Raw genomic sequence first — 4,404 nt, 5'->3', positions numbered from 1 at the left:
CTCCATCCTCGGAAGACCTCGACCCCTCCCCCCACACCGACGCGCCACCCGACCGCGCGACATGCCCTACACCCTCATCTATGAAGAGCCAGCAATCCGCTTCCCCAGGCGAAGAACTGCTCGACCCCCGGTGTCGGACCGGAGAACTCGCGTCGCTCCCCACAAGGGTCTGCAGGGAAGGTTCAGTGCCCGCGGGGCTTGGACTGGGGTGCGCAACTGGGCGCACTGATGGTGACTGGCGTGCTATTCCTGACGCACGTTGGTCCCCGCGGGCGACCAGGGCCCGGGTAGGGGCAACTTTGGGTAGAAAAAGCACGCCTGCGACGCTGCCTGGACCGAGATGTTCCCCTGGCGGCAGGCGCTCCTCGCCCAGCCCGCGTACTGACCGGCTGGAAGGGGAGCCTGCTAGCGGTTTGGCACGAGGACGGAATGCAGTTCGATGATGTCGAGGTCATGGTGGCTCGCGGGGCCGGTGAGGGCCAGGGTGCCGGTGTGCTCCAGGGCAGCCCACTGGACCTGCCATGTCCTGGTGGCAGTGAGGGTGTAGCGGCCCGGGGTCTGATAGGCGTGTCCGCACGAGGGCGAGGGCTGGTTGTGGAAGTCGCCGACAAGGCGGTCGGTGCGGGTGCAGGTCAGCTGGGTGTGGTCGCCGGTGTCGATGCGCAGAGGGCCCGGGGTGGCGGCCAGGGTGATCTCGACGCCCTGCTCCACTACCCGGGTGGTCTGGGGGCCCGGGTCGGGGGTCCACAGCCACAGTTGTTCGCCCACGGCTCCGGCGTGCCATTCGTTGTCAGCAGGGTCGGGATCGATGCGCAGTTCGGCGGCGGGCAGGTCAAGCCGGGCGCTGGCCTGGCGGGCCAGGGCTGCCACATCCACCGTCGCAGGCGCTGCGGGTGAGGGTGGTGGAGCGGTCGGGATGTCGGGTGCGGGGGCCTGGGGTGCGGGCGGGTCGTCAACGGCGGGATCGAGGTCCCACAGCGTGTCGACACCGATCGGGCGCCCGTCAGGGCCGATCTCCCGTATCCGGGTCTGGTCCCCAAACCGGCCCACCATCTCACGTTGTGCGGGAACCGAGCCGGAACCGACCAGTCCCTCGGGAGCCACCGACACGACACCAAGATCCACGTAATCCGGCACCGAGCCCCCGAGGCTGGAATCCGAGATACCACTGGTTGGAGACGAGCCTTCTGTGATCGAGTCGCTCCTATCTTCGACTCGTGCCGTCACGCCCACGGATCCTCCGGCAACGCACAATGAAACCGAGGACGCGAATCTCCATGACCCACTACATGAATCAGCGCTTGTAGAAGAACAAGGTGCCACGGTAAATAAGATCAGAACCGAAAGGCTTAACGGGATCATCCTTCGAGCGGACACGCGGTCACCTCTTCACTCTTACTGTTGAATACCTTCAATTGGCCGTCCGTATTTCGTGAAAAATATAGTGATGCGTAGTCTATTCCGCCAGGGAGTAATTCACCTTCAGATGTCAGAAAACCGCTTGACCTCGAGTCCGAGCAAGTAACGAGAGCAGCCAGTACCTCCACCGAAAGAAGTGAATGATCCGGCTTGAGAGCAACAATCTCTGCACTCCTGTCGGGCTGCAGCTTCCATCTATTCCTATGGACCTCTTGGAAACCAGCCTCGATCATCTTCTCAAAGTCACCGGTAATGTATGGTTTCACCGACTCCGGCAATTCCTCTGCCCCGCCGGCGAGCAGGACCTTCTGCTCTTCGGCGAAGAAGGCCCGATAGACACGCTCCGCCTCGGCATCCAGCTCGGCCTGCGACATCGATGCACTGACCACAACGTCAGCGGAGGGCGTCGCCGACCCCGAAGAAACGGCAGCCGGCGGTGCACCTGGCGGACTCGACCCGCATCCAGCCGCACTGCCAAGGCTCACCACAACGACAGCACAACAGCACCACCGGACAACACCGTCACGGAACCCACGCACGAGAGCCTCCTGGGGGGCGGGCAGCAGACATGGTCCGAACATCATGACATCCCAACGCGCCCCGACCACCGTTATCCACAACCCCATCTCACCCACGCGACAGGCAACCCGGCATACCCACTAGTCGGATGAAATCCACCCGAACGAACATCGCCCACTGCGCGAAACCATCGGGATGGATCCCTCACCGCCGTCCCTGGCTCCATCCCGGATCCCTGCTGTGGGCAGAGCCGCTGGGAGCAGCATCGATCGTGGATCGTCCCTCGATCGCGGCAGCGTGGACGCATGACCGAAACCCCAAAGACACCACTGTTCACCGAGCGAGTGCGCCGCGAACTCTACGAACGCCGGGTCCTCGTGCTGGACGGGATCCTCGACGATGACAACGGCACCCTGCTCGCCGCGCAACTCATCTCGCTGGCCGCAGAGGATCCCGCCTCGGAGATTTCCCTGTGGATCCATTCGCCGGGAGGCTCTGTGCCAGCCATGCTCGCGATCCGCGACATCATGCAGACCGTGCCCTGTGAGGTCTCAACGCTCGCCTTCGGCATCGCCTGCAGCGCCGGACAGTTCCTGCTCTCGGCTGGCGCCAGGGGCAAACGACGTGCCCTGCCGTCCGCCCGTGTGCTCATGCACCAGGGCTCTGCGGGAATCGGTGGCAGCGCTGTCGACATCGAGCTGCAGGCCGACGATCTGCGCCACACCCGCGACGTCGTCCTCGGGCTCATCGCCGAGGACACTGGTCAATCGGTGGATCGTGTCTTCGAGGACTCCTTGCACGATCACTGGTACTCCGCCGAGCAGGCACGCGAGTACGGGTTCATCGACGCGGTCGTCACCTCCTTCGACCAGATCCGGCCCACCCGGCACACCGGGCTCGGCTTCCGCGGCGAAGCCCCGTCAGACCTCTGCCGACCAGCCAACCCCTCGACGGAACGGAGCAACGCATGAGCTCTTATACGATCCCCCACGTCATCGAGCAGAACCCACGCGGTGAGCGGATCATGGATGTCTACTCTCATCTGCTCACCGAGCGCATCATCTACCTCGGCACCGCCATTGATGCCGGGGTCGCGAACGCCCTCATCGCACAATTGCTGTATCTGGAATCGAGCAGTCCGGACAGTGATGTTCAGCTCTACATCAACTGCGAGGGCGGGGATCCCAGCGCGATGCTGGCCGTCTACGACACGATGCGCTACATCCGCAGCCAGGTTGCCACCACCTGCGTAGGCCAGGCCGTGGGGGTCGGAGCCGACCTGCTGGCAGGCGGAGCGGACGGCAAACGATCCGCCCTCCCCCATGCACGGATCGTGCTGCATCAACCTGCGGCGCAAGGCCAGGGCTCGATCCCCGACCTCATTGTCCAGGCCGACGAGGTGGTGCGGATAAGGGCCGAGATTGAAGCCCTCCTCGCCCGGCACACCGGCCAGAGTCCCGAACGGCTTCGCGCAGACACCGATCGCGACCGCGTGTTCACCGCCTCGGGGGCACTCGACTATGGTCTCCTCGACCAGGTGATCGAGCTGCGATGATCGCCCCAGCCATCCCACCGCAGGCCACGAGGCTCATCGACTCAGGCTGCGAGCGCCAACTCGACGCGCGGCAGGAGCCGTGCGGATGGCTGGTGCGGGGACGGCACTGTGATGAGTCGGGCGGCGGCAGCGACCGTCAGATCAGCCAACCTCAGGTCCAGCGCACCGGCCACTGCGGCGATCATCTCGCTGGAGGGATCCTTGCGCCCGCGCTCGATCTCCGAGAGGTACTGAGGCGAGACGCCGGCCCGGTTCGCGATCTCGCCGAGCGTCTCGCCGCGGCTGTGGCGCACGCTGCGCAGCAGATCACCGAGCACCTCGCGCCACAGGGGCTCTGAGCCGCCAGTGCGCGCGGGCCCGGGCACCGGGTGCCGGGGCGGCAGGAATGGGGCTGGGGTCAAGGTCATGGGTTCATGCTAGGCAGCCCCGTCCTCGCCAGGGCGTGCAGCTCTGCCGTGAGCAGAGGACCCGCTCGCCCCTTACACGCCAGGACACGAGAGAACAGCCACAGTCGCGAGAGGCGGGTCAAGTCCCGTGCCGTGGTGTCATTCCGTTGTTTCCTGATGGTGGGCGATGGTTAGGCGGTGAGGTAGAGCTCGGGGCGTGCGGGTTCGGTGTGCTCGTGGAGGGTGTGGACGAGCTTGCGCATGGAGATGTCGGAGAAGTAGCGGCGTTCGCCGTATTGCCACTCCTCGTGCTGCTCCTGCAGAACCGCGCCGGTGAGGCGGGTCACGGAGTCGCGGTCGGGGAAGATCTGGACGACGTCAGCGCGGCGTTTGATCTCCCGGTTCAGGCGCTCGATCGGATTGTTGGACCTGAAGCGCCCCAGGTTTTCGGCCGCTCCTATGCGGGTTGCGGCTCTCGGTTGAGGGCTGCGTAGTGGGCGTGCTCGAACTCGGCGGGTGTGGCGT

Annotated in this window: 6 protein-coding genes; 2 read left to right on the top strand and 4 right to left on the bottom strand. The window is 65.2% G+C overall.

Going from position 1 to position 4,404, the window contains the following annotated elements; translation table 11 throughout:
- Positions 1 to 405 precede the first annotated feature (405 nt).
- Together BMX93_RS12525 and BMX93_RS12520 are read right to left on the bottom strand one after the other, a co-directional pair.
- A complete protein-coding gene (locus BMX93_RS12525) occupies positions 406 to 1,137 on the bottom strand; it encodes a hypothetical protein (protein WP_143052923.1) in 732 nt (243 codons plus the stop codon).
- A 221-nt stretch (positions 1,138 to 1,358) separates the two neighbouring features.
- A complete protein-coding gene (locus tag BMX93_RS12520) occupies positions 1,359 to 1,793 on the bottom strand; it encodes a hypothetical protein (RefSeq protein WP_091971659.1) in 435 nt (144 codons plus the stop codon).
- 450 nt (positions 1,794 to 2,243) lie between these two features.
- Between BMX93_RS12520 and BMX93_RS12515 the strand changes: the two genes are divergently transcribed.
- Positions 2,244 to 2,909 (top strand): ClpP family protease, encoded by a 666-nt coding sequence (locus tag BMX93_RS12515; protein WP_091971656.1) that lies wholly within the window; start codon positions 2,244 to 2,246, stop codon positions 2,907 to 2,909.
- The gene (locus BMX93_RS12510) at positions 2,906 to 3,493 is read left to right on the top strand and encodes a ClpP family protease (protein WP_091971653.1); all 588 of its coding nucleotides are present in this window, start codon (positions 2,906 to 2,908) and stop codon (positions 3,491 to 3,493) included. The genes BMX93_RS12515 and BMX93_RS12510 overlap by 4 nt, the downstream gene beginning before the upstream one ends.
- A gap of 41 nt (positions 3,494 to 3,534) precedes the next feature.
- Here BMX93_RS12510 and BMX93_RS12505 read toward each other — a convergent pair whose 3' ends face one another.
- The gene (locus BMX93_RS12505; RefSeq protein ID WP_091971650.1) at positions 3,535 to 3,900 is read right to left on the bottom strand and encodes a helix-turn-helix domain-containing protein; all 366 of its coding nucleotides are present in this window, start codon (positions 3,898 to 3,900) and stop codon (positions 3,535 to 3,537) included.
- A 170-nt stretch (positions 3,901 to 4,070) separates the two neighbouring features.
- Positions 4,071 to 4,404 (bottom strand): transposase (locus BMX93_RS12500; RefSeq protein ID WP_245725861.1); only part of this gene is annotated, 334 nt, incomplete at its 5' end.

Origin of the sequence: Propionibacterium cyclohexanicum, assembly GCF_900111365.1 — a bacterium.
GTDB classification, from domain to species: Bacteria; Actinomycetota; Actinomycetes; order Propionibacteriales; family Propionibacteriaceae; genus Propionibacterium; species Propionibacterium cyclohexanicum.
This window is presented reverse-complemented; position numbering and strand designations above follow the sequence as displayed.